Below are 21165 nucleotides of genomic sequence, written 5' to 3'. Positions count from 1 at the left end.
CGCGGGACCGGGCCGACGAACGGGTCCGACACTCGCGGAGCGGTCCACACCGGACCCTCGCGCCACTCCACGACCGACCGAACAGCTACTCCACCGCGCCACTTCCCGGCGCCCCGCTGCACCGCAGCCAAGAACGACGAGTCATGCCCCGCAACTTCAAGTCGACCGCCGACCTCCAGCTTCCCGATCCGAAGTTCCAGTCCATGCTGGCGACCAAGATCATCAACAAGCTGATGCTGAGCGGAAAGAAGACCACCGCCCAGAAGGCCTTCTACGAGGCGCTCGACCTCGCCGCCAAGAAGCTCGAGGTCGACGACCAGGTGGAGATCTTCACCAAGGCCATCGACAACGTGCGTCCGTCGGTCGAGGTGCGCAGCAAGCGCGTCGGTGGTGCGAACTACCAGGTGCCGCGCGAGGTCCGTCGCAACCGTCAGCAGAGCCTCGCGATCCGCTGGCTGATCGACAACACCCGCAAGAAGAAGGGCAAGCCGATGGCGATCCGTCTCGCCGACGAGCTGGTCGACGCCTACAACGGCACCGGGGCTTCGGTGTCGCAGAAGGAGACCGTCCACAAGATGGCTGAAGCCAACAAGGCGTACAGCCACTTCGCGCGCTGAACGGCGCGGAGCGCCGATCGGCGCGCAAAGATGGCTGCACGCCTTGTTGGCTGCAGCCATCTTGTCGTTTCTGGTTCAACGGCTGGCGCCGTTGAGACGCATGGCGGAAGCCAACAAGGCCTACAGCCACTTCGCCCGCTGAACGCGGCGTAGAACGCCGCGTCAGCGGCCGAAGATGGCGGTTGGCCTTGTTGGCCTCCGCCATCTTGTCGTTTCTGGTTCTGGCGGCTGGCGCTACCAGAGACGCATGGCGGAAGCCAACAAGGCCAACCGCCGTCTTCGGCCGCTGAAGGGCGGGCGGCGCTCCCAAGAAGATGGCTGCACGCCTTGTTGGCTGCAGCCATCTTGTCGTTTCTGGTTCTGGCGGCTGGCGCCGCCAGAGACGCATGGCAGAAGCCAACAAGGCGTACAGCCACTTCGCGCGCTGAACGGCGCGGAGCACCGATCGGCGCGCGCAGATGGCCGGATGCCTCGTTGGTTCCGGCCAGTGGGGCGTTCTCGGTGCGCGAGCCCGGCGGAGTGGAACCGCTCCGCTTGACGCGCGCGGCATCGAGCGCGCGGCGGGGGCGGCGCTGGCCGAGAGCCGGCGGATGTGGAGCGGCGGGCGACGCATCGGCGGGGGCGTCGGGGCCGTCGGGGTCGTCGCGGTTCGTCACCGACTCGACGGCCGTCACGCGTGTGCAGCGGCGAGCGCGTGTCGTGGCGTCGGGTCCGGCGGCCGCGCCGGCGCACGACGCGAGGAGGACGCGCGGTGGACGGCGGCGCGATGCCATGATGGGCGGCATGCACCGGGACCTGCTCATCCTGCGCGACCCCAAGGAGTCGTGGAAGCGCTGTTCGCTCGCTCCGCTGCGCGAGGTGGAAGGCGTGCGGTTCGTCACCTGGCACCCGGAGCTCGAGCTGGACGTGACCGGACGCGTGTTGCTGGATCCGGCCGCACCGGTGCTCGAGCGCGGCGAGTTGGGCGTGGACGAGGACGGTCGCTTCGCGTGCCCGCTGTTCCTGATCGACTCCTCCTGGCGGCGGCTCGCGACCCTGCGTCGCGCGGTGGTGGGGGAGCCGATCCCGCGCGCGCTCCCGCGGCTCGCGACCGCCTATCCGCGGCGATCCACGACCTTCGACGATCCCGAGCAGGGCCTGGCGTCGATCGAAGCGCTCTTCGCCGCCACCTGTGTGGCCGGCGCGCCGGACCACGCGCTGCTCGCGGGCTACCACTTCAAGGACGCCTTCCTCGCGGCCAATCCGGGGCTCGCGTCGTGAGCGAGCCCCGCGACCTCGGCCGCCTGCGCAACCTGGGCATCATCGCCCACATCGACGCGGGCAAGACGACGCTGTCCGAACGACTCCTGTTCTTCTCGGGCGCCGAGCGGCGCATGGGGGAGGTGCACGAAGGCTCGACGGTCCTCGACTGGATGCCCGAGGAACGTCGGCGCGGCATCACGATCACGCTCGCCGCCGCGACGGTGCCCTGGCGCGGCCACGCGCTGCAGATCGTCGACACGCCCGGTCACGTGGACTTCTCGGTCGAGGTCGAGCGGGCGATGCGCGTGCTCGACGGTGCGGTGCTCGTCATCAGCGCGCTCGCCGGCGTGCAGGCCCAGTCGGAAGCGGTCTGGACCGAGGCCTCGCGCCACGGCGTGCCGACGCTGACGTTCGTGAACCAGCTCGACCGCGTGGGGGCCGACTTCCTCTCGGCCGTGGCGGAGATCGAACGACGCTTCAAGGAGCGCGCGGTGGTGCTCCACTACCCGCTCGGCGAGGGGGAGAGCTTCAACGGGTTCGTCGACCTCGTGACCGAGCGCGCGTTCGTGTTCGAGCGCGGGCAGCCGCGCGAGATCGAGGTCCCAGAGGACGTGCGCGACATGGCCGGAGTGTTGCGTTCGGACCTGCTCGACTTCGCGGCCGAGTGGGACGACGAGCTCCTTGCGCAGGTGATCGACGGCGAGACGGTCGATCCGGTCCTCCTGCGCCGCGCGCTGCGTCGGGCGACCCTCGCGCGCCAGGGCCACCTCGTGCTGTGCGGCTCGGCCTTCAGGAACATCGGCATCCAGAGCCTGCTCGACGCCGTCGTCGACTTCCTGCCGTCGCCGCTCGAGCGTCCGCTGCTCGAAGCCGTCGACCCCGTGACCGGCGACACCCACGTGGTCGCGCCCGAACTCGACGCTCCGGCGTTGGCCTACGTCTTCAAGGTCCAGCACGTCGGCGACGACGAACTCGACTTCGTGCGCGCCTTCCGCGGCCGGTTGCGCAGCGGCGGCCGCTACTTCGTTCCGCGGCTCGGGCGCGAAGTCGTGATCGCTCGGATCGTGCGCGTGCACGCCGACGGGGGGGAGGACGTCGAGGCGATCGGCGCGGGTGAGATCGGCGCCCTGCTCGGCGGCAGCGAACTCACGACCGGCGACACCCTCTGCGCGCCGGGGTCCCCGCTGGCCCTCGAGTCGCGCGCCTTCTCCGAGCCGGTGCTGACCCAGGTGCTGGAGCCCGAACTCGAGGAGGGTCGAGCCGCCCTCTCCGTCGCGCTGCGCGAGATGTGCTCCGAGGATCCGACCCTGCACGCGCGCGAGGACCACGACACGGGCCAGTGGCTCCTGTCCGGCATGGGCGAGCTGCACCTCGAGGTGGCGGTGCGGCGGCTGCTCGAGGACTACCGCGTCGAGGTGCGCACCAGTCGCCCGGCCGTGGCCTACCGCGAAGCCGTCCGCTCCAGCGGGCGCGGCAGTGGGTCGGTCGAACGGCAGGTCGGCGTCGAGCGCGTCTGGGGTCGGCTCGAGGTCGAGCTCACGCCGGAGCCGGACTCCGGACGCTTCGAGGTCTCCTGGGGTTGTCCGGCGCCGAAGGACCGCGGGCTGCGGGCGGCGATCGAGGAGGCCCTCGAACGCAGCGCCCAGGTCGGGCCGCGCTTCGGCTTCCCGCTCATCCACGCCCGCGCGACCCTGCTCGAGGTCGGAGCCCAGGGCGGCGGCGGCGAGGAGCAGGCCGTGGTGCAGGCCGCGGGGCTCGCCATGCGCGAGGCGATGCGGCAGGCCACCTGCGAACTGCTCGAGCCCCTGGCGGCGTTCGAGGTCGACGTGCCCGGCGACCACGCCTCGAGCGTCCTGGCCGACCTGGCCTCCAAGCGCGCGAAGATCGGATCGGTCGTGGCCGACGGGGACTGGCGCCGGATCGTGGGGGAGGTGCCGCTGGCCCTGCTCTTCGGCTACTCGACCGCGATCCGCTCTCTCAGCCAGGGGCGGGCGCGCTTCAACCTGCGTCCGAGCGGCTTCCGGGCCGTCAGCCCCGCCGACCAGCGCGAGCGCGGCCTGCTCTGGAGCTGAGGCCCCGCGTGGCCCCTCGGAGCGGGCTTCGACGGGCCGATCCGACGAATCCACCGTTTCGGGGTTCGCGTCGTTGACGGCCCATGGGGCCTTCGCTACTTTCTTCGCCCTTTCCCGCTCCGGACGCGGGTCTGCGGTGCACGCGTTGCGCTCCGGCGAGTTCGCGAATCGGCTTCTGGACCCTTCCAGGAGCCCTTTTCGAACGACCCGGGATCGACACACTCCACGGAGTGCCTTCTCCTCCTCCGACCTTTCGCTGCGGCCACCGGCTGCGCGGACGCTCGCGACGGACGGCGCAGGGTTCCGGCGGCCGACGAGGCCGCGGGCACGTCGATCAGCGACACGACAGGCCGTCGGCAGCTCCGGACACCTGAAGGAAGGGCCCCTCGACCGTCCGCCCCCGTTGCCACCGGCAGCGCGGGTCGTGTGGACGAGTGCTGCCCGACGAACACGCCCGCGCGCCCCTGTGCGGACGACCACGACCACCCACCACCACTCGCCGCGCGGCACGCGGCACCTCGAGCGCCGACCACGCACTCATCGATTCAGATGGAGAAAGAGATCCAGATCCAGATCCGGATGGAGGCCTACGACAACGAGGCCCTCGATCAGTCGGCCTCCGAGATCGTGGACACGGCCAAGCGCACCGGCGCGAAGGTCCGTGGCCCCATCCCGCTGCCGACCCGGATCAGCCGCTACACGGTCCTGCGCTCGCCGTTCATCGACAAGAAGTCGCGTGAGCAGTTCGAGATCCGCACCCACAAGCGCCTCATCTACATCACCGAGCCGACCAACGAGACCGTGGACGCCCTGTCCAGCCTCAACATGCCGGCCGGCGTCGACATCCGCATCAAGGCCTGATTCAAGCGCCGCACGCCCGGTGCGTGCGGCCCCCTCGACACCCAACGTTCACGACGAAGAAGACACTCCCAAGGCCGCGTGGTCAGGCGTCGGAGCCCCTCGAAGAGGGCGCGCTCCATTCTGATCGAACCGGCAGCCCACCGGCGAGCGAACCTCGCCGCCCGAGGCTGGACCTTCCTCGTTCCTTCTCTCCCCTCCGCCAACCCCCACGCACACAGAGGTTCAAGGACTCATGACGCTGATCCTAGGACGTAAGCGAGGCATGACGCAGTTCTTCGAAGAGGACGGCAAGGTGGTCCCCGTGACCATCGTCGAAGCCGGTCCCTGCGTCGTCACCCAGGTCCGCAACCAAGAGACGGATGGCTACGACGCCATCCAACTCGGGTTCGAGGACATCAAGGACTCCCGCGCCGCCAAGCCCCAACGCATCCACTGCGAGAAGGCGAAGACCGCGCCCAAGCGCTTCCTGCGCGAGCGCCGTCTCGACGGCCCGGCCGAGCACGCCGTCGGCGACGCCATCACCGTCGAGGCCTTCGAGCCCGGCCAGCTGATCGACGTCACCGGCACCAGCAAGGGCCGCGGATTCTCGGGAACGATCAAGCGCCACGGCTTCTCCCGGGGCGCCGAGACCCACGGCTGCATGAACGTGCGTCAGCCCGGCGCCATCGGTGCCTGTGCCTACCCGGGCCGCGTGTTCAAGGGCACGCGCATGTCGGGTCACTTCGGTGCCGAGCGCACGACGGCCAAGAACCTCAAGCTCGTGCGCGTCGACGCCGAGCGCGGTCTGCTCTTCGTTCGCGGGTCCGTCCCGGGACCGAACGGTGGTTTCGTCCAGGTCCGTACCGCCAAGACCGGCATGCCGGCCAAGGGCTGATCGCTCACTCCGATCGGTCACCAGTCAGCGCAGAGCCAGGAAACAGAACCAAGAAGCCATGCAGGTCAAAAGCTACAAAGCCGGATCCATCGGCGCGATCCAGGTCGACGAGACGCCCTTCGGCGGTCGCGTCCTGTACCGCACGCTGAAGGACGCGGTCGTCATGTACCAGGCGAACCAGCGTCAGGGAACGGCGAGCACGAAGGGGCGGTCCGAGGTCAAGGGCTCGAACGCCAAGCCCTACAAGCAGAAGCACACCGGTCGCGCCCGCGCCGGTGACAAGAAGTCGCCCATCTGGCGCGGCGGCGGAACGGTCTTCGGGCCGCGTCCCCGCGACTACTCGTACCACATGCCGGTCAAGGCGCGCCGCGTCGCCCTGCGCTCGGCCCTCGCCGGCAAGTTGACCGACGACGAAGTGGTGGTGGCCGACCTCGGCGGCTTCACCGCGCCCTCGGCCAAGGCCGCGCGCAAGGTCCTCGCGGATCTGGGTGTGGGCGCCGCCGGCGGACACCGCCGCGCGACGATCGTCCTCGCCGCTCCCGACGAGAACGTGTGGAAGTCCTTCCGCAACTTCGACGGTGTGACGGTTCGTACGGCCCTCGACCTCTGCGCCTACGACGTGGTCGCCGGTGGCCTGATCGTGACCCAGACCGGAGCCCTCGAGGCCCTGGCGGAACGCGTCGGCGCCAAAGCCACCAGCGCCCAAGCCAACGTGGCTCGTGCCCAAGGAGAAGCCCAGTGAGCACCCTCGACAACGCCTACCGCGTCATCCGCAAGCCCCACGTCACCGAGAAGTCCTCGGACGACATGGTCAAGCGCAACGCCTACCACTTCCGCGTCCCCACGGGCGCGAACAAGGTGGAGATCCGCAAGTCCGTCGAAGCGCTCTTCGGCGTCAAGGTTCTCTCCGTCAACACGCTCAGTGGCACGACCAAGTCGCGCCGCCGCGGCTACGTCGCTGGACGCACCCAGGCCTGGAAGAAGGCCATGGTCACGCTGCGGGAGGGGGATTCGATCGAGGTCCTGTGAGCGCGTGAACGTCGCGGCCACGGTTCGTCCCGTCGGCCCGCCCACACGCCGCCCGCCACCGACCGCCGCTCCGAACCCTCCCACTCGAAACCGCCCCACGCCGATCACTCGTCATGGCCATCAAGTCCTACCGTCCCACTTCGCCTGGCCGTCGCCACGGCAACGTGCTGGACTTCTCCGACCTCTCCAAGGTCAAGCCGCAGAAGAGCCTGCTCCGTCCTCTCAAGAAGACGGGCGGACGCAACAACACCGGCCGCATCACCTCCCGCCGTCGCGGTGGGGGGCACAAGCGCCGCTACCGTCTCATCGACTGGAAGCGCGACAAGGATGGCGTTCCCGGAACCGTGCGCACGCTCGAGTACGACCCGAACCGCTCGGCGAACATCGCCCTGGTGGTCTACGCGGACGGCGAGAAGCGCTACATCCTCGCGCCGGTCGGCCTCACGGTCGGCATGCCGATCCAGTCGGGCACCGGCAGCGAGCCGCACCCGGGCAACGCGATGACCCTCGCGGACATCCCGATCGGCCAGACGATCCACAACATCGAGCTCCAGCCGGGCCGCGGTGGCCAGATCTGCCGCAGCGCGGGAAGCGCCGCCCAGCTGCAGGCGCGCGATGGCAACTACGCCATCATCTCGCTGCCCTCGGGCGAGCTGCGTCGCGTCCACGTGCGCTGCCGCGCCACGATCGGTCGCGTCGGCAACACCGACCACCAGAACGTCAAGCTGGGCAAGGCTGGCCGCAAGCGCCACATGGGACGTCGTCCCGAAGTTCGTGGTACCGCCATGAACCCGGTCGACCACCCGATGGGCGGTGGTGAGGGACGGACGGCCGGTGGTCGTCACCCCTGTTCGCCGACCGCTGTTCTCTCCAAGGGCGGGCGTACCCGTCGTCGCAACCACCCGTCCGACAAGTTCATCGTGCGTCGCCGCAAGAAGTCCTGAGTCCGACCGGAACCCGCCTCCAACGCACACACACACGTCGCTGAGAATCCATGGGACGCAGCACCAAGAAGGGACCCTTCGTCGATCCGAAGCTGGCCCGCAAGGTCCAGAAGGCCGGCGAGCCCGGCAACGAATCGATCCAGACCTGGGCCCGCGCCAGCACCATCCCGCCCGAGTTCATCGGGCACGTCTTCATGGTGCACAACGGCAAGACCCACGTCCGCGTGCAGGTCACCGAGGACATGGTCGGGCACAAGCTCGGCGAGTTCTCGCCCTCGCGCCAGTTCCGCGGCCACACCAACAAGAAGGAAGCTGCCAAGAAGGGCCGGTGATCCTCCGTCGACGACCCCGCGAGCCCTTCCTCCGAGGAGGCCACTCGCCGGCGGTGATCGACCTACGGTGAACCCCACTCCAGCCACAGCGCCATTCAGATGAACAGCCAAGCCCAAGCCCCGGCGGCCCCCCAGTTCCGCGCCGTCCACCGCTACGCGCGTATGACCGCCCGCAAGGCGCGTCTCATCGCCGACGCGATCCGCGGACTGCACGTGAACGACGCCCTCGAGGTCCTCGAGTTCGCGCCCCAGCGCGCCGCCGCCTACTACAAGAAGATCGTTCAGTCGGCGGTGGCCAACGCGGCTCAGTCCGAGTCCGTGAACGTCAACCGACTGTACATCTGCGAGTGCAAGGCCGACGGCGGACCGCTCCTGAACAACCGCATGCGGTTCCGTCCCGGCCCCCAGGGCCGTGCGATGCCCTTCCGCAAGAAGACCGCTCACCTGACCGTGGTCGTCAAGGAGATGGGGGAGCAGTGAGCCTCGCGGCCCACGCCACCACCCTCAGCCCCTCCCTCCGCGCCTCTCTCCGCGACACACGCCGCGAACCGCTCCTGGCCGCGCCGCCACCCGACGCGCCGACCGCAGTTCGCACCACCACCCCGAAGGCACCTACCTCCACCTGATCGAGACCATGGGTCAGAAAGTTCACCCCACCGGCTACCGCATCGGCGTCATCGAGCCGTGGCGCTCCCGCTGGTACGCCAGCAAGAAGGACTTCAGCACGATGCTGATGCAGGATCAGAAGATCCGCACCCACATCCACAAGGAGTTCAAGTCGGCCGGCATCCCGCGTATCGAGATCGAGCGCACCTCCGAAGCCACCAACGTGATCGTGCACACCGCACGTCCCGGTGTCCTCGTCGGTCGCAAGGGCGCGCGCGTCGACCAGCTCAAGAAGGAGCTGACCGACATCATGGGCGGCCAGACCTGCCACCTCACGGTGCGAGAGATCAAGCGCCCCGAGCTCGAGTCCTACCTCGTCGCCGAGCAGCTCGCCGAGCAACTCGAGAAGCGGATGCACTTCCGCCGCGCGATCAAGAAGACCATCCAGACCACGATCCAGGCCGGTGCCAAGGGCATCAAGGTCGAGCTCAACGGTCGCGTCGGCGGCGCCGAGATGGCCCGCCCCGCCAAGGAGCGCGAAGGACGCGTGCCGCTGTCCACCCTGCGCAGCTACGTGGACTACGGCACCGCCGAGGCCAAGACCACCTACGGCGTCATCGGCGTCAAGGTGTGGATCTACAAGGGCGACCTCGACCCGGGTCAGATGCTCGACTACCGCTTCCCGCTGGGTGGTGTGTCGCGCGGCACGGCCGACGCGCTCCCCCCGCCGTCCCGCGGTCGTCGTCCCGGTGGGCCGCGCCGCGAAGGTGGACCCCGCCGCGAAGGCGGTGGTGCCCCGCGCCAGTAGGCGCGCGCCGAAACGTCCTCCTCACGACCGACTCCACACCGAACCGAACCACCAAAGCGCACGAACCCTCGCCCTGGCCCACGCGACCCAGGCACCGTTCGTGACGACTCGAGGAACTGAATCATGGCCCTGATGCCCAAGAGAAGCCGCTATCGCAAGTCCTTCCGAGGACGTGTGAAGGGCTTTGCCACCCGCGGAAACCGAGTCTCCTTCGGCGAGTACGGCCTCCAGGCCCTCGACGCCGGCTGGATCACCGGCCGTCAGATCGAAGCCGGTCGTATCGCGGCCAACCGCGCGTGCGGTGGCGTCGCCAAGATCTGGATCCGCGTCTTCCCGCACAAGCCCATCTCCGCCAAGCCGGCCGAGACCCGGATGGGTAAGGGCAAGGGCGACGTGGACTACTGGGCGGCCGTCGTGAAGCCCGGAACCATCCTGTTCGAGCTCGGTGGCGTGCCGGAGGAGAAGGCCCGCCTCGCGTTCAAGCGCGTCGCGCACAAGATGCCCATCAAGGTCAAGTTGGTCCGTCGACTCGCGACCCACTGACCAGCGAACCGACGCTCTCGGTCAGGTGACCCTCGATGGGGCGCCGACCGACTGCAGCGCCGACCGAACACCACCAAACACGTCCGACCCCCTCTCGCCATGAACATCGAAGAAGCCCGCAGCAAGACCGACTCGGAGCTCCGTTTCGACCTGGGCAACTTCAAGAAGGAGCTCTTCGACCTGCGTTTCCGCTCGTCGACGGAGTCCTCGGCCAACCCCAGTCGGATCCGCACCCTGCGCCGATCGATCGCGCGCATCAACACCCTGCTCCACGAACGCTCCTCCGGTGTTCGTGGTCAGCAACCGCGCGCCTGATCCGTCCACGACTCCCTTCAGTGACTTCCGCGGCACCCTTTCGCTGCGCAGTCTCAGATCAACCCCCGTCCGACCATCGCCATGTCCCAAGCCACCGGCCAAAGCACCGAGAGCGGCGCTCCTGAGCGCAACCGCCGGCGCGTCCTCCAGGGCGTCGTCTCGAGTGCCAAGATGGACAAGACGATCACCGTCAAGGTGGAGCGACGTTTCGCTCACCCGAAGTACGGCAAGTTCGTCCGCAGCCACAAGAAGTACCACGCTCACGACGAGTCCAGCACCGCAGCGGTGGGGGACACGGTCGAGATCATGGCCACCCGTCCGCTCAGCAAGCTCAAGCGCTGGCGTCTGATTCGCATCGTCGAGGCCAACCGCCTCGCGACGACGAGCAACGTCGAGGGCGAGGAGCTCGCGAAGGAACTCGCCATGAGTGCCAAGAAGAAGGAAGCAGGCGCCGCCGACGCGGCCGGAACGAACGGAGGTGGTGACCAATGATCCAGATGCAAACCATGCTGGACGTCGCCGACAACACCGGTGCCAAGCGCGTCCGGTGCATCAAGGTGCTCGGCGGCACCCACCGTCGGTACGCCAGCCTCGGCGACATCATCGTCGCCTCGGTCCAGCGCTCGATCCCCGGTTCCGAGGTCAAGCCCGGCACCGTCGTGAAGGGCGTCATCGTCCGCGTCTCGAAGAACACGCGCCGCTCCGACGGTTCCTACGTGCGCTTCGACCGCAACGCGCTCGTCCTCGTGGACGCCGACGGCAACCCGAAAGGCACCCGCATCTTCGGCGCCGTGGCCCGCGAGCTCCGCGACCGCAACTTCATGAAGATCGTCTCGCTCGCGCAGGAAGTCGTCTGATGCAGTTCAAGTTCAAGAAGGGTGACCAGGTCATCGTCATCGCCGGCAACGACAAGGGTCGTCAGGGCGAGGTCCTCGAGGTCCGCCGCGCCGTCAACCGCATCGTGGTCGACGGGGTGAACCTGCGCTGGAAGACGCGCAAGCCCACCCAGGCCGAGCCGAAGGGCGACCGCTACCAGGAAGCCTGCGCCATCCACGTCAGCAACGTCATGTTCGTCGGACCCGACGGCTCCCGGACGCGCAAGCGCCCGGCCGCGGTCGACCAGAAGGCCTGAGGGACCCGCACCCTTCCTCGACGCCACGAACCGATCGCCCTCGGGTCCACTTCCCGAACGATCACCCGATCACCGGCCCGCTACCGCACCGACCGAACCGAGCGCGCTCGACCACGTCCGAGCCCCACCAGCCATGTCCACCACGACCGCCAAAATCACCCCGAGCCTCAAGCGGAAGTACGACGAAGACGTCGTGCCCAAGCTGAAGGAGCGCTTCGGCATCGAGAACCCGATGGCCGTCCCGCGTCTGACGAAGATCGTCATCAACATGGGCTGCAAGGGTGCCGTCGAGAACAAGTCGCGCGTCGAGTCCGCCCTCAAGGACCTGACTCTGATCGCGGGCCAGAAGCCCACGATCCGCAACGCTCGCCGTTCGATCGCCGGCTTCAAACTCCGTGAGGGCATGCCGATCGGCGTGGCCGTCACCCTGCGCCGCGACCGCATGTGGGAGTTCGCGGACCGACTCATCAACATCGTGCTTCCCTCCATCCGCGACTTCCGCGGCGTGAAGAAGAAGCTCGATGGACGCGGTAACTACAGCCTCGGCCTGGCCGAGCAGACCGTCTTCCCCGAGATCGAGCTCGATCGCATCGACTTCGTTCAAGGGATGGACATCACCTTCGTCACCACGGCGACCACCGACGAGCAGGGCTACTTCCTGATCGAGCAGCTCGGCATGCCTTTCAAACAAGGCAAGTCCTGAGCCGCTCCAGAACCAACCCGCTCGAGAGTCCGGCTCGTAACGCCCCGGACGCCAGACGAACGCAACGAACGAACACGTCTCACCAGACGGACAACGAGAAGGAACGCCAGCCATGATGACCGATCCCATCGCGGACATGCTGACCCGCATCCGCAACGCCAACGCCATTCGGCGTGAGAGCGTGCGCATGCCCGCGTCGCGAATCAAAGTCGGCATCGCCGAAGCGCTCAAGCAGGAGGGCTTCATCGAAGGGTACGAGGTGGTGGAGGGCACGCCGTCGAGCGAGCTCGTCGTCAACCTCCGCTACGGACCCGACGGTGAACGCGTCATCCGCCAGGTCGAGCGCGTCAGCAAGCCGGGATGCCGCGTGTACAGCGGTGCCAAGCAGATCCCCCGCGTCATCCGCGGTCTGGGTATCTACGTCCTGTCGACGCCGCGCGGCGTGGTCTCCGACCGCAACGCCCGCCAGCTCAACGTCGGCGGCGAAGTCCTCTGCAAGGTCTATTGATCCTTCGACCTGCTGAACCTTCGAAGCATCGAACGATCGCACGACGACGCGACCGCGCCGCCGCCGACCGCCCAACCAACTGACCAGCGACAGAACCATGTCCCGCATCGGTAAACAGCCCATCACCGTCCCCCCCGGCGTCACCGTCGAGGAGAAGAGCCGTCGTGTGACGGTCAAGGGTCCGAAGGGCCAACTCCAGATCGACCTCCGTCCCGAGATCGACCTGACCGTCGATGGTCAGGTCGTCACGGTGGAGCCGAACGGCAGCGGCTCGCCCCGCGACGCTCGCGCCTACCACGGTCTCACGCGCTCGCTCGTCCAGAACATGGTCGACGGCGTGAACACGGGCTTCTCCAAGAAGCTCGAGATCCAGGGCGTGGGTTGGAACGCAAAGGCCGCCGGCGACAAGCTGACCCTCAACATCGGCTTCTGCCACCCGGTCGACTTCACGATGCCCAAGGACCTGTCGGTCGAGACGCCCTCGCCCACGGCGATCCTCATCTCGGGTGTCGACAAGCAGGCCGTCGGTCAGATGGCCGCGCGCATCCGCAAGGTGCGTCCGCCGGAGCCCTACAAGGGCAAGGGCATCCGCTACTCGGGCGAGTACGTGCGCCGCAAGTCCGGCAAGAGCTTCGGTAGCTGATCCGGCCGGATCCGCCTCGCTCACCACCGACTCAGACCGACGTCTCCCCGCTCCAGACCACACACCGTCCGCTACGCTCCGCCGTTCACGCCATGAAGCCGCAAGCCTCACGAAACGCCCGCAACCGCCGCCGCAAGGGCTCGGTCCGGGCGACCATCCGCCGCACGGCGGACCGCCCGCGCCTCTCGGTGCACCGCTCGGGCAAGCACATCTACGCCCAGGTGATCGACGACGCTTCCGGGCGTACGCTTTGCGCCGCCAGCAGCGTCTCGAAGGCGTTCCAGGGCGACAACGGCTCCAAGACCAAGACCGAGACGGCCGTGGTCATCGGGACCGAGATCGCGCGCCTCGCCAAGGACGCGGGCGTGGAGAAGGTGGTCTTCGATCGCGGCGCCGCGCGCTACCACGGTCGCATCAAGGCCCTGGCCGACGCCGCTCGCGAGGGCGGACTGACGTTCTGATCACGGAACCTCCGAATCCTGCCACCAGATCCCGACCCGGCCACCGACCCGGCCAACGAGCCCGCCCTTCGACCCGAACGCCGCCCACCTCGCGCGCCCGAACGGCCCGCTCGACGACCAGCACACTGCGATGAACGATCCCATTCCCTTCCTCGACACCGCCTCCGCCCAGGAGATCGACAACCTCACGGAGCTGACGGTGCGCATCAACCGCTCGGCCGCCGTGGTCAAGGGTGGTCGCCGCTTCTCCTTCTCGTCCCTGTGCGTCGCGGGCAACCGCGAAGGCGTCGTCGGCTACGGCTACGGCAAGGCGCGTCAGGTGCCGATGGCCATCGAGAAGGGCAACAAGGACGCTCGCAAGCACCTCTTGCGCGTCGACATGAGCAAGGCGGGAAGCATCTCGCACGAGGTCACCGGCCGCTTCTGTGGCTCGATGGTCCGACTCATCCCCGCGGGAGAGGGCACGGGCATCATCGCCGGCCAGGCGGTCCGCTCGGTCTGTGAGATGGCCGGCATCCGGAACATCCTGTCCAAGGTCTACGGCTCGACCAACCCCATCAACGTGGTGAAGGCGACCTTCGTCGCGCTCGCCCAGCTCCGCACCCCCGAGCAGGTCGCCAGCCTGCGCGGCGGTATCGAACTGCGCTGAGCCCGAGCGTCCCACTTCGACCGAGACCTCCTCGTCCGAGCCTTCCTCGCCAGCAAGCACACCGCGTCGACGACGCACCTCTGAACACCGCCATGGACATCAAGACCGTCACAGCCAAGGGCACGAAGCACGCCAAGTCGATGCGAGTCGGCCGCGGCACCGGCAGCGGCAAGGGCAAGACCTGTGGTCGCGGCCACAAGGGTCGCGGAGCGCGCTCGGGCGCCAGCCGTCGTGCTGGCTACGAGGGTGGCCAGATGCCCCTGTACCGTCGTCTCCCCAAGCGCGGCTTCACGAACGCTCGTTTCCGCAAGGACTACACCGTGGTCAACGTGAGCGTGCTCGAGAGCTTCGAGGCCGGCGCCACGATCGACCTCGCGGCCGTCCTCGAGGCGGGTCTCGCGTCGATGAACACGCCGCTCTTGAAGGTGCTCGGCAACGGCGAGCTGAACAAGGCGGTCACCGTCCGCGCCCAGAAGTTCTCCCAGAGCGCGATCGAGAAGATCCAGAAGGCCGGTGGCACCGTGGTCGTCCTCGACGAGCGCGGCCGCGAGCTCGAGCCCAGCAAGGACGGAGCGGACGAGTGACGAACCCCGTCCTCCAGCTCCTCAAGACGCCCGAGACGCGCCAGAAGATCCTGGTGACGCTCGGGCTCTTGGCGTGCTACCGGCTCGGGTTCCAAGTCCCGCTGCCCGGCACGAACCCCGACTACATGGCGCGTCTCGCGTCCGGTGGTGGGGGAGCGGCGTTCGGCTTCCTGAGCGCGTTCTCCGGTGGGGCCCTCGGCAACACCGTGCTCTTCGCGCTCGGCATCATGCCGTACATCTCGGCCAGCATCATCTTCTCGATCCTCGGCAAGGTCTCGCCCAAGCTCGAGGCGATCCAGAAGGAGGGCGCTGCGGGTCAGAAGAAGATCAACCAGTGGACGCGGCTCGTCACCGTGCCCATCGCCATCATCCAGGCGCTGTTCATCTGGTTCACCGTCTACGCCAACGACACCGAAGGCATCACGATGTCGACGGGCGAGCCCGGACTCGGACTCGCGGCGGTGGTCATCCTCGGCCTCGTGGCCGGTGCGATCCTCGTGATGTGGATCGGTGAGCTCATCACCGAGTACGGCATCGGCAACGGCGCGTCGCTGATCATCATGGCGGGCATCATCGCCACCATGCCGGCCAGCCTCTCGGCGGTCGTCCAGCAGGACAGCCAGGCCTACAACACCATCCTGACCCTGGTCGCGCTCTGGCTGACGATCGTGGTCCTGGTCGTCTTCATCCAGAAGGGCGAGCGGCGCATCCCGATCCAGTACGCGCGCCTCTCCCGCGGCCGCCGCGTCTACGGCGGACAGAAGCACTTCCTCCCGCTCAAGGTGAACATGGCCGGCGTCATGCCGATCATCTTCGCCTCGGCGCTGTTCATGATCCCGAGCGTCGTGTTCGAGACCCTGGGCTGGCGCTACCTGGCGGGCATGTTCATGGACGCCGATGGATTCATCTACGTCTCCATCTCCATGGTCCTGGTGTTCTTCTTCTGCTTCTTCTGGAACAACCTGATGTTCCAGCCGGACGACATCGCGACCAACCTGCGCGAGCACGGAGCGTTCGTCCCCGGCATCCGCCCCGGTCAGAAGACCTCCCAGCACATCAAGGCGATCCTGCAGCGCGTGACGCTGGCGGGTGCCGTCTTCCTCGCCATCGTCGCCGTCCTCCCGGGCCTGATCACCGCCAAGGTGCCGGGTCTGCAGGGCAACCTCGCCTACTTCCTCGGGGGCACCTCGGTGCTGATCGTGGTGGGTGTGGCGATGGATCTCGTCGACAAGCTCAACGCCCAACTCGTGATGCGCAACTACGAGGGCTTCATGAAGGGCGGCGCTGGACCGGCCTGGGCTGGCAAGAAAGGAGCCTGATGGCGAAAGAAGAACCGATCACCGTCGAGGCCGTCGTCACCGAGTCCCTGCCGAACGCGCGTTTCCGCGCCAAGCTGGAGTCGGGTCACGAGATCCTCGCGCACGTCTCCGGCAAGATGCGCATGCGCTACATCCGCATCCTGCCCGGCGACACCATTACCGTCGAGATGTCCCCCTACGACCTCACCAAAGGTCGCATCGTCTGGCGCGGTGACCGCCGCCGAGGACCGGGTGGACCGCGCAGCCGCGGCGCACGCCGCTGACTGCAGCTCGGCTCGGCACCTGGTGGGGGACTCCCGCCACGACCCGCGCCGCACCCGTTCAGAACACGAAGCACCTCAACTGAGAACCCAGTAATCCAGCCATGCCCCGCGTACTCGGCGTCGACATTCCCGCCAACAAGCGCCTCGAGATCGCGCTGACCTACATCTACGGGATCGGCCGTTCCACGGCCCTCGAGGTGTGCAAGCGCCTTCAACTCGATCCCGGTCTTCGCGCTCGCGACCTGACCGAGGAGCAAGTCACGCAACTCGCCGCCGTGCTCCAGGAGGAGTACATGGTGGAGGGTCAGCTCCGCCGTCAGGTGGCCGCTGCGATCGCGCGTCTGCGCGACATCAGCTGCTACCGGGGCCTGCGCCACCGCCGTGGACTCCCGGTCCGCGGCCAGCGCACCCGCACGAACGCTCGCACCCGCAAGGGCGCCAAGAAGACCGTTGCCGGCAAGAAGTCGGTCAAGGGAATGAAGTGATCGACGGCGGCCGCTCCTCGGCCGCCGCCCGACTGCACCAGCGCAGTCCGCTTCGACAGACCCTGTTTCGACAGACCCTGCTTCGACTCAGCACCCACGCCGTCACCCCGACCGCACCTCCCGCACCGACCGAGCCGCTCACCAACGCCCCCCAGGCCCGCACCGGACATCCGTCCCGCGCCCGCCGAGGAGGCCGAGCCACCGACCAGCCATGGCCAAGACCAGCACCAAGCGCAAGCCGAAGAAGAACGTCGTTCGCGGTATCGCGCACATCAAGGCGTCCTTCAACAACACGCACGTCGCCCTGACCGATACGACCGGCGCCGTCCTCTCCTGGGGCACGGCCGGTTGCGTGGGCTTCAAGGGCACGCGCAAGAGCACGCCCTACGCCGCCCAGCGCGCGGCCGACCGCGCCGCCTCCGCCGCCATGCGCCACGGTCTCAAGGAGATCGAAGTGCGGGTGAAGGGCGTCGGCTCCGGACGCGAGTCCGCCGTCCGCGCGCTCGCCAATGCCGGCCTCAAGATCTCGTCGATCGAGGACGTGACCCCGCTCCCGCACAACGGATGCCGCGCCCGCAAGCGGCGCCGCGTCTGATCCAGAAGCGCTCGAACTCGGACGTGTCGTGACGACACTTCCGCCGACGCCCAGCCGACCACCGAACCGCCGCCCTCAGCCACGATGTCGCGTTACACCGGACCCGTTTGCAAACTCTGTCGCCGTGAAGGCATGCAGCTGTTCCTCAAGGGACAGCGCTGCTTCTCGGACAAATGCGCCGTGCAGAAGCGCAACTACCCGCCGGGCCAACACGCCCAGCGCCGCAGCAAGGCGACGGACTACGGTCTGCGCCTGCGTGAGAAGCAGAAGCTCAAGCGCATCTACGGCAACATCACCGAGAAGCAGTTCCGCAACTACTTCTCCGAGGCCGAGCGCCGTCAGGGCAACACGGGCGACGTGCTCGTGCAGCTTCTCGAGCGTCGCCTCGACTCGGTGGTGATCAGCGGTGGTCTCGCGCTCTCGCGCACCCACGCCCGTCACCTGGTCAACCACGGACACTTCAAGGTCAACGGACGGCGCGTGGACATCGCGTCCTTCCAGCTCCGGCCGGGTGACGTGATCACGCTCCGCGACAACGACAAGACACGCAAGGTGGTGACCGAGGCCCTGGAGTTCAACCGCTCCCAGACGGTCCCGGACTGGATCAGCGTCGACCGCACCGCGCCGTCGCTGACCGTGAGCTCGCTCCCGACCCGCGAGCACTTCACGCACCCGATCCAGCTTCAGATGATCATCGAGCTCTGCTCGCGCTGATCCTCGCGAGCGGTGGGGGACGGCTCCCACCGCTCGGCGCCCTGATCGCCTTCAGTGGTCCGCACGTCCTGCGGTCCGCGCGCCCCTCGCGGGCGGAGATCTGCGACCAGCGCGCCGCCCTTCGTCCCTTCCCAGCACGACCATTCGCCACGCGCCCCGTTCCACGGCGCCTGGCCCTTCCAGAAAGACGAAAATGAGGATCCGTTGGCGCAACTTCGAGCTGCCGAGCAAGGTGCAGCCCGATCGCGAATCACTTACCGGTCAGTACGGCCGCTTCGTCGTCGAGCCGTTCGAACGCGGTTTCGGCAACACGATCGGCAACGGCCTGCGTCGCGCGCTGCTGTCCTCGATCGAGGGCACGGCCGTCACGAGCGTCTTCGTCGAGGGCTCCGAGCACGAGTTCGACTCGCTCGAGGGCGTCTACGAGGACGTGACCGACATCATCATGAACCTCAAGCGCCTGCGCATCCGGATGCCTGGCGACGGTGAGATCACCTGCCGCATCCTCAAGAGCGGCAAGGGCCCGGTCACCGGTGCCGACGTGCAGTGCGAAGGCGACGCGACGGTCATCAACAAGGACCTGCACATCGCCAACCTGACGCTCGATCGCGAACTCAACATCGAGATGCAGGTGAAGAAGGGTCGGGGCTATGTCCCCGCCGAGGAGAACCGCGTCGAGGGCGCGTCCATCGGGACGATCGCCGTGGACTCGGTCTACTCGCCCGTCCACCGTGTGCGTTTCGCCGTCGAGGCCACCCGCGTCGGCAAGTTCACGAACTACGACCGGCTCGTGATGGAGATCTGGACCGACGGCACCGTCTCGCCCGAGATGGCGCTGACCGAGGCCGCCAAGATCTACCGCAAGCACCTCAACCCCTTCGTGATGTTCGAGCCCGAGCTCGGCGAGTCGTCGATCCCCGACGATCCGTCCAACTCGGACCTGCACCACAAGAACCGCGAGGTCGACGAGCTGAACAAGCGCATGGACCTGAGCCTCGACGAGCTCGAGCTCTCGGTGCGCGCGCGCAACTGCCTGGACGGCGCCGAGATCACCTCGGTCCGTCAGCTCGTCACCATGCCGGAAGCCGAGGTCATCAAACTGAAGAACCTCGGGCGCACCAGCCTGACCGAGATCAAGAACAAGCTGGCCGAGCTCGGACTCGAGCTCGGCATGGAAGACGACGACGAGTGACGCCTGGGCCGACGCTGTCCCTGCCTTCGGGTGGTGGGCGGCGGTCGGCGAGCGCGTCCCTCGCGGCGGTCTCGCTCCCGCGCGAGCTTCCACAGCGACCACCAACCACCCACGACCGACGGCGGTCGACCAACGGCCCTCGATGACGAGCGGTCACTCTCCGGGAAGCCACCTTCGGTCGGCCTCCCTCCAGACGAACTCCAGCACGACCAGGAACGGCGCCCCTCGCCTCGAAGGCTTCACTTCGACGACGGGTCCCAAGTCCTGCCCCAGCCATGCGACACAAGGTAGCCGGCAAGAAGCTCGGTCGGACGACGAGCCACCGCATCGCGATGACGCGCAACATGGCGTCGTCGCTCATCGAGCACGAACGCATCATCACCACGGTTCAGAAGGCGAAGAACCTTCGTCCCTTCGTGGAGAAGCTCATCACGCTCGCCAAGGATCCGTCGCTGCACCACCGCCGCCAGGTCTTCGCGCGTCTGCGCAACGAGGACGCCACGGCGAAGCTGATGGAAGTGCTCGGTCCGCGCTTCAAGGAGCGTCCGGGTGGGTACACCCGCATCCTGAAGCTCGCGAAGCCGCGCCTCGGCGACAACGGTCAGCGCGCCATCATCGAGCTGGTCGAGCGCACGGTCGAAGAGGATTCGCCCGTCGAGGAGTCGGCGGAGACCGTCGAAGCCAAGGCCTGACGGCCGCGACGGCCGTTCGGGCGTTGCGCTTCACGGCGTCCTCCTTCGAGCCCACCCTGCGAGCCCTCTTCGGGCGTCGGCGGGGTGGGCTCGAAGCGTTCACGGAGCGGACTCGCCGATTCGACGGACCGCGCGCTCGGGTTCGGTGCCCGGGCAGCCCCCGCCCGAGCGATACTGCTTCGCGCACCGCCCGACCGTCTGCCGTCCGAATGCCAACCGCCCGAACGCGGGCCGCGTCGACCAGCGCCGCCCGCCACGCCCTGGGCGCCACGCCTCCATCGGTCGAACACCGCCCGGTCCGCCCGCGCGCCGGACTCCCTCGAGCCTCCCCGTCCAAGCCTCCCCGCACCCCGTCGCTCCAGAACCATGGCACCCAGCTACTTCCTCATCTTCGGTCCGCCCGGCGCCGGCAAGGGCACCCAGGCCACGGCGCTCGCCGCGCTTCTCGAGGTCCCGCACGTCTCCACTGGTGACATGTTCCGCGCGCACCTCAAGCAGGGCACGCCGCTCGGGCTCGAGGTGCAGGCGCTCCTCGCGGCGGGGACGCTCGTACCGGACGACGTGACCAACCGCATGGTCGAGGAGCGGCTGAAGGAGGACGACGCCGCGGTCGGCGCGTTGCTCGACGGCTTTCCGCGCAACGTGCCGCAGTCGAAGTTCCTCGACGCCCTGCTCGCGCGCGATGGACAGTCGCTGACGGGCATCGTCGTGCTCGACGTGGACGAGGACGAACTGCGCCGCCGTCTGGCCAAGCGCGCCGCCGATCAGGGCCGCCCCGACGACGCCGATCCGGCGGTGATCGAAGATCGCATCACGACCTACCGCGAGCAGAGCGAGCCCTGCCTCGGCTACTACGAAGGTATCGGTGTTCCGATCCACCGCATCGACGGCATCGGAGCCCCGGCCGACGTCGAGGCGCGGATCGCGGCGGCCATCGGAAGCTGAGCGCGAAGCGCGGCCGGTCGTCGCTCGACACTCCTGG

29 protein-coding genes and 1 pseudogene are annotated in these 21165 nt (G+C 68.1%); all 30 read left to right on the top strand.

Annotated elements, in window-relative coordinates; genetic code table 11:
• Window positions 1–143 precede the first annotated feature (143 nt).
• The 30 genes and pseudogenes from rpsG (at window position 144) to Pla163_RS14175 (ending at window position 21128) form a co-directional block, all read left to right on the top strand.
• A complete protein-coding gene (gene rpsG, locus Pla163_RS14315) occupies window positions 144–617 on the top strand; it encodes a 30S ribosomal protein S7 (protein ID WP_145189840.1) in 474 nt (157 codons plus the stop codon).
• A gap of 783 nt (window positions 618–1400) precedes the next feature.
• Window positions 1401–1877: a hypothetical protein gene (locus Pla163_RS19110; RefSeq protein ID WP_419185954.1), complete on the top strand. Its 477-nt coding sequence runs from the start codon at window positions 1401–1403 to the stop codon at window positions 1875–1877.
• The gene (locus tag Pla163_RS14310; RefSeq protein ID WP_419185953.1) at window positions 1874–3931 is read left to right on the top strand and encodes an elongation factor G; all 2058 of its coding nucleotides are present in this window, start codon (window positions 1874–1876) and stop codon (window positions 3929–3931) included. Before Pla163_RS19110 ends, Pla163_RS14310 begins: the two co-directional genes overlap by 4 nt.
• Before the next feature lie 549 nt (window positions 3932–4480).
• Window positions 4481–4792 carry a 30S ribosomal protein S10 gene (gene rpsJ, locus Pla163_RS14305; protein ID WP_145189834.1) on the top strand — a complete coding sequence of 104 codons (312 nt, stop codon included), beginning with the start codon at window positions 4481–4483 and terminating at the stop codon, window positions 4790–4792.
• 232 nt (window positions 4793–5024) lie between these two features.
• Window positions 5025–5666 (top strand): 50S ribosomal protein L3, encoded by a 642-nt coding sequence (gene rplC, locus Pla163_RS14300; RefSeq protein WP_145189830.1) that lies wholly within the window; start codon window positions 5025–5027, stop codon window positions 5664–5666.
• A gap of 58 nt (window positions 5667–5724) precedes the next feature.
• Entirely contained in the window at window positions 5725–6408 is a 684-nt protein-coding gene (gene rplD, locus Pla163_RS14295; RefSeq protein WP_145189827.1) for a 50S ribosomal protein L4, read from the top strand.
• Complete coding sequence (gene rplW, locus Pla163_RS14290; RefSeq protein WP_145189824.1) at window positions 6405–6695, top strand: 50S ribosomal protein L23; 291 nt, start codon at window positions 6405–6407, stop codon at window positions 6693–6695. Before rplD ends, rplW begins: the two co-directional genes overlap by 4 nt.
• Before the next feature lie 113 nt (window positions 6696–6808).
• A complete protein-coding gene (rplB, locus tag Pla163_RS14285) occupies window positions 6809–7639 on the top strand; it encodes a 50S ribosomal protein L2 (protein ID WP_145189821.1) in 831 nt (276 codons plus the stop codon).
• A gap of 50 nt (window positions 7640–7689) precedes the next feature.
• On the top strand, window positions 7690–7971 hold the full coding sequence (gene rpsS / locus Pla163_RS14280) for a 30S ribosomal protein S19 (protein WP_145189817.1): 282 nt from the start codon (window positions 7690–7692) through the stop codon (window positions 7969–7971).
• Window positions 7972–8070: 99 nt separating this feature from the next.
• Window positions 8071–8451, top strand: coding sequence for a 50S ribosomal protein L22 (rplV, locus tag Pla163_RS14275; protein WP_145189812.1), 381 nt, complete (start codon window positions 8071–8073; stop codon window positions 8449–8451).
• 154 nt (window positions 8452–8605) lie between these two features.
• Window positions 8606–9385, top strand: coding sequence for a 30S ribosomal protein S3 (rpsC, locus tag Pla163_RS14270; protein ID WP_145189809.1), 780 nt, complete (start codon window positions 8606–8608; stop codon window positions 9383–9385).
• Between the two features lie 123 nt (window positions 9386–9508).
• Window positions 9509–9928 carry a 50S ribosomal protein L16 gene (rplP, locus tag Pla163_RS14265; protein ID WP_145189806.1) on the top strand — a complete coding sequence of 140 codons (420 nt, stop codon included), beginning with the start codon at window positions 9509–9511 and terminating at the stop codon, window positions 9926–9928.
• A 99-nt stretch (window positions 9929–10027) separates the two neighbouring features.
• Complete coding sequence (rpmC, locus tag Pla163_RS14260; RefSeq protein WP_145189803.1) at window positions 10028–10243, top strand: 50S ribosomal protein L29; 216 nt, start codon at window positions 10028–10030, stop codon at window positions 10241–10243.
• An 81-nt stretch (window positions 10244–10324) separates the two neighbouring features.
• Window positions 10325–10606, top strand: a pseudogene (rpsQ, locus tag Pla163_RS14255) (30S ribosomal protein S17); the annotation flags it as partial.
• 125 nt (window positions 10607–10731) lie between these two features.
• Window positions 10732–11100, top strand: coding sequence for a 50S ribosomal protein L14 (gene rplN / locus Pla163_RS14250; RefSeq protein WP_145189798.1), 369 nt, complete (start codon window positions 10732–10734; stop codon window positions 11098–11100).
• Window positions 11100–11375 (top strand): 50S ribosomal protein L24, encoded by a 276-nt coding sequence (gene rplX / locus Pla163_RS14245; protein WP_145189795.1) that lies wholly within the window; start codon window positions 11100–11102, stop codon window positions 11373–11375. The genes rplN and rplX overlap by 1 nt, the downstream gene beginning before the upstream one ends.
• A 133-nt stretch (window positions 11376–11508) precedes the next feature.
• Window positions 11509–12078, top strand: a complete 570-nt coding sequence (rplE, locus tag Pla163_RS14240; protein WP_145189790.1) for a 50S ribosomal protein L5 — start codon at window positions 11509–11511, stop codon at window positions 12076–12078.
• A gap of 112 nt (window positions 12079–12190) precedes the next feature.
• Window positions 12191–12586: a 30S ribosomal protein S8 gene (gene rpsH, locus Pla163_RS14235; protein WP_419185952.1), complete on the top strand. Its 396-nt coding sequence runs from the start codon at window positions 12191–12193 to the stop codon at window positions 12584–12586.
• Between the two features lie 97 nt (window positions 12587–12683).
• Window positions 12684–13229: a 50S ribosomal protein L6 gene (gene rplF / locus Pla163_RS14230; RefSeq protein WP_145189784.1), complete on the top strand. Its 546-nt coding sequence runs from the start codon at window positions 12684–12686 to the stop codon at window positions 13227–13229.
• 92 nt (window positions 13230–13321) lie between these two features.
• Window positions 13322–13690: a 50S ribosomal protein L18 gene (gene rplR, locus Pla163_RS14225; RefSeq protein WP_145189781.1), complete on the top strand. Its 369-nt coding sequence runs from the start codon at window positions 13322–13324 to the stop codon at window positions 13688–13690.
• 130 nt (window positions 13691–13820) lie between these two features.
• Window positions 13821–14339 (top strand): 30S ribosomal protein S5, encoded by a 519-nt coding sequence (gene rpsE / locus Pla163_RS14220; protein WP_145189777.1) that lies wholly within the window; start codon window positions 13821–13823, stop codon window positions 14337–14339.
• A gap of 92 nt (window positions 14340–14431) precedes the next feature.
• Window positions 14432–14923: a 50S ribosomal protein L15 gene (rplO, locus tag Pla163_RS14215; protein ID WP_145189774.1), complete on the top strand. Its 492-nt coding sequence runs from the start codon at window positions 14432–14434 to the stop codon at window positions 14921–14923.
• Window positions 14920–16242 (top strand): preprotein translocase subunit SecY, encoded by a 1323-nt coding sequence (secY, locus tag Pla163_RS14210; RefSeq protein WP_145189771.1) that lies wholly within the window; start codon window positions 14920–14922, stop codon window positions 16240–16242. Before rplO ends, secY begins: the two co-directional genes overlap by 4 nt.
• Window positions 16242–16505, top strand: a complete 264-nt coding sequence (infA, locus tag Pla163_RS14205; RefSeq protein WP_145189768.1) for a translation initiation factor IF-1 — start codon at window positions 16242–16244, stop codon at window positions 16503–16505. Before secY ends, infA begins: the two co-directional genes overlap by 1 nt.
• Window positions 16506–16606: 101 nt before the next feature.
• Entirely contained in the window at window positions 16607–16990 is a 384-nt protein-coding gene (gene rpsM / locus Pla163_RS14200; RefSeq protein WP_145189765.1) for a 30S ribosomal protein S13, read from the top strand.
• A gap of 211 nt (window positions 16991–17201) precedes the next feature.
• On the top strand, window positions 17202–17585 hold the full coding sequence (gene rpsK / locus Pla163_RS14195) for a 30S ribosomal protein S11 (RefSeq protein WP_145189762.1): 384 nt from the start codon (window positions 17202–17204) through the stop codon (window positions 17583–17585).
• Between the two features lie 84 nt (window positions 17586–17669).
• Window positions 17670–18299 carry a 30S ribosomal protein S4 gene (gene rpsD / locus Pla163_RS14190; RefSeq protein WP_145189759.1) on the top strand — a complete coding sequence of 210 codons (630 nt, stop codon included), beginning with the start codon at window positions 17670–17672 and terminating at the stop codon, window positions 18297–18299.
• Between the two features lie 193 nt (window positions 18300–18492).
• Window positions 18493–19491 (top strand): DNA-directed RNA polymerase subunit alpha, encoded by a 999-nt coding sequence (locus Pla163_RS14185; RefSeq protein WP_145189756.1) that lies wholly within the window; start codon window positions 18493–18495, stop codon window positions 19489–19491.
• Window positions 19492–19766: 275 nt separating this feature from the next.
• The gene (gene rplQ, locus Pla163_RS14180) at window positions 19767–20183 is read left to right on the top strand and encodes a 50S ribosomal protein L17 (protein WP_145189753.1); all 417 of its coding nucleotides are present in this window, start codon (window positions 19767–19769) and stop codon (window positions 20181–20183) included.
• Window positions 20184–20549: 366 nt separating this feature from the next.
• On the top strand, window positions 20550–21128 hold the full coding sequence (locus Pla163_RS14175; RefSeq protein ID WP_145189749.1) for an adenylate kinase: 579 nt from the start codon (window positions 20550–20552) through the stop codon (window positions 21126–21128).
• Window positions 21129–21165: the final 37 nt, after the last annotated feature.

Origin of the sequence: Rohdeia mirabilis, from assembly GCA_007750655.1 — a bacterium.
Classification (GTDB): domain Bacteria; phylum Planctomycetota; class UBA1135; order UBA1135.
Note: the sequence above shows the minus strand (reverse complement) of the source record. Positions and strands in the feature narration are given on the sequence as shown.